This is a genomic window from Bacillota bacterium (genome assembly GCA_030705925.1).
In the GTDB taxonomy this organism is placed as follows: domain Bacteria; phylum Bacillota; class Clostridia; order Oscillospirales; family Feifaniaceae; genus JAUZPM01.
Genome location: JAUZPM010000114.1, coordinates 1 through 2,650, shown reverse-complemented (window position 1 = coordinate 2,650; position 2,650 = coordinate 1). Strand labels below are relative to the sequence as shown.

Sequence of the window (2,650 nt, the reverse complement as noted above, 5' to 3'; positions counted from 1 at the left end):
GCATTGCATAAAGCTTATTGCCTATATTTTCCATTGCGGCGACAGGACATATTGATGTATTTGCTATTATGCCGAAACCCTCAGGCAGGACTGAAATATAATCGCCGTGGCTCATCCATGTTATTGCCCTGCTTGGAAGCCCGTCAAAAAGCAGGCTGTCTGTTTTAAAAAACGTCTCGCTTTTTCCGTATTCTCTAACTTCAGCAGTAGACACCTTTCCGCCCAGCGTCTGCGCCATAAGCTGAGCGCCGTAACAAATGCCGAGAACCGGAATGCCGAGTTCAAATATTTCACGCTCAATTTGCGGCGAATTTTCATCATAGACACTGTTCGGCCCGCCTGTAAAAATTATTCCGACAGGCTTTTTTTCTTTTGCTGCGGCAAGACCTTTGTTATACGGGAAAACCTCACAGTAAACGCCGCATTCTCTTACACGCCTTGCTATAAGCTGATTGTATTGACCGCCAAAGTCAAGCACCAGCACTGTTTGATTATTCATTTATTCTCCATCAGCCGCTTAATGCGGCCGCCGCTTTTTACGGTCAGCGGCTTACCGATTTAATCGTTGAAAGTTGCTGTAATATCAGTTATTTTGTCATATTTATAGTCAAAAATCAAGACCCTAGCGCGATTATTGAAGGAAATGAAACTATGAATTTCAACATCACGGGAGATTTCCTGATATGTTTTATCCGGCCTGTAGTGAAAAACTCTCAGCCTGTTTGACTCATCTCTGAGAAAACGTGTGCAGTTATTTCGAAATGCCTTATCTTCATGATAAGCAAGTTCACTGTCTAGTCCGCCCCGAAAATGTGCTGAGTAGTCCATCCTGATAAGATCAGTAAAAGCCTCTTCAGTAATTTTGAGGCGTTCACGTCCAAAATCATAAAGGATATGGTATAACCCTCTAAGTGATAAATCGCCTTCGATATTTAAAGATGCAGTGTATTCTGCAAGCGCTTCAAACATATCATATGGAGTGCGGAAAAAGCCGATTATATATGAAAGCGACACCCTGAAACGGTCAGAATTTCTGAATCTCTCAAGCTCGGTTTCAACATTTTTCAGTTTTAGAATCTCGTCAAAGGTCATAAAACCGTTTTCAAGCACTTCGTAGGGCGGCTTGTCCAAAAATCGATAGCCAAAACGAGCATACTCATTTCTGAGTGCCGTTCCGTAAAGAAGTTTTAGAAAACCAAGCTGAAGCTTGTCCGAGTAAGGGTATACATCATTGAAGGACTGCTTGAACTGCTCGAATGTTTCATAAGGAAGTCCCGCGATAAGGTCAAGATGCAGATGTATATTCCTGCTTTCATAAAGCTGCCCGATATTATAGGAAAGCCGCTGGAGATCAGGACTGCGGTTGATGGCCATCAGCGTTTTGGGGAATGTGCTCTGCACCCCGATTTCGAACTGGAACCGGCCCCTAGGGACTGTTTTCAGAAATTCTATGATCTCATTATTCAAAAGCTGGGCGCATATCTCGAAATGGAACACAGTTCCCGTATCAATCTCCGCAAAGGCTTTAAATAACCGTAAAGCCCTTGCTTTGTCGGCATTGAATGTTCTGTCTAAGAATTTTATGACCCTGGCGCCGCACCGTGCCATATACGTGACGTCAGCCACTACCCTGTCCTCGTTTACGTATCTGACTCCGTTTTGCACCGAAGAAAGGCAAAAATGACAAGAAAACGGGCATCCCCGTGAAGTTTCATAATATACGAGCCTGCCGCTTTTGATCTCGTCCTTTGTATATGGAAAAGGCCCGTTTAGGTTTTCACAGACTGCGGGAATCGCCTCTGGATGTTCCCTTGTGGCGACAGACGGATTTTCCGGCTCTTTTCCGTTTTCTAGTGCCTCGATAAACGGAACGATGATGTCTTCACCCTCCCCGCTCAGTACATAGTCAATTGCGGGTGCGTTCAGTATATCGGCAGGTCTGTATGTGACTTCGGGCCCGCCAAGCGCTATTTTACTGCCGGGCAAAAGTTTTTTTAGCTCTCCCGCGATGTCGAGCACAAGCTCGATATTCCAAATATAGCATGAAAAAATATAAAGGTCACATTTTTGTGTATATAGTTTTGATAAAATATCAAGCATGTTGTCATTGACCGTAAACTCGCAGAAATGTGCGTCAAATCCGGCGTCTTTTGACAGGGTCGTCAAAATACGGACAGCAGGATTCATATGGCAGTGTTTAGCGTCAATAGCTATAAAAATTGTCTGCATTTAGTGCGACCTTCCTTAAATAAAATTTGGTAAAATAATTTTAACATAATTCTCCGTTATTATCAAAATATATAGTTAGAACTTTGGAAAGAGGAGGTTACTATGTTAAATCAAAGATTTAATTCAAAAATAGCCCTGGTAGTTGTAATGATCTTTTGCTTTACATTTCCGGCTATCGGCGCAGATTATAATCTTACAAGCGGGAATGTCATAATCTCAAATGGAAACGAACTGACTAAAACAAGTCCGAAATCCACGACACTCGATTTTTCTAAAAAAGATTTTACTGACAACATCGATAATTTAGCCTCGATAATCATTGTCGAACTGCCGGAACTTGCCGACGGAACACTGATGCTGGGCAGCAAAGAGGTGCTGCTTTACGACCCGATTACAACAAGCAAGCTGACAAAACTAAAAT

Annotated in this window: 3 protein-coding genes; 1 reads left to right on the top strand and 2 read right to left on the bottom strand. The window is 42.7% G+C overall.

Translation table 11 applies throughout. The features are described 5' to 3' along the window. The coding region (gene guaA, locus Q8865_11205; protein ID MDP4153985.1) for a glutamine-hydrolyzing GMP synthase at positions 1 to 499 on the bottom strand (499 nt) is incomplete at its 3' end. Between the two features lie 59 nt (positions 500 to 558). Beyond that, positions 559 to 2,229, bottom strand: a complete 1,671-nt coding sequence (locus tag Q8865_11200; GenBank protein ID MDP4153984.1) for a DUF4080 domain-containing protein — start codon at positions 2,227 to 2,229, stop codon at positions 559 to 561. 102 nt (positions 2,230 to 2,331) lie between these two features. Between Q8865_11200 and Q8865_11195 the strand changes: the two genes are divergently transcribed. Continuing rightward, on the top strand, positions 2,332 to 2,650 hold a 319-nt coding region (locus Q8865_11195; GenBank protein ID MDP4153983.1), incomplete at its 3' end, for a hypothetical protein.